Genomic DNA, 253 nt, shown 5'->3' on the forward strand with positions numbered 1-253 from the left:
TCGTCCAGTTCGCAACCCCGCGCGAGTTGTTCGAGCGGCCACGTCATACCTTTGTCGGCTATTTCATTGGCAGCCCGGGCATGAACTTCATCGACGTGCGCGCCGAAGCCGATGGGGTGAGCTTTGGCGGCCTGCACCTGGCATTGCCCGATGGCCTGCGCGAACGTTTGGCGGCAACGGCAGGTGGGCGCCTGCAAGTAGGGATACGGCCGGAGTTCGTGCAGCTCTGGGACACCCCGCTCGACCACGCCTT

General features: G+C 64.4%; 1 pseudogene. It reads left to right on the plus strand.

Going from position 1 to position 253, the window contains the following annotated elements:
* Positions 1-253, plus strand: a pseudogene (locus SB725_RS32580) (ABC transporter ATP-binding protein); the annotation flags it as partial.

The sequence above is a fragment of the Pseudomonas sp. SIMBA_041 genome (genome assembly GCF_046535095.1).
Lineage (GTDB): Bacteria > Pseudomonadota > Gammaproteobacteria > Pseudomonadales > Pseudomonadaceae > Aquipseudomonas > Aquipseudomonas mucoides.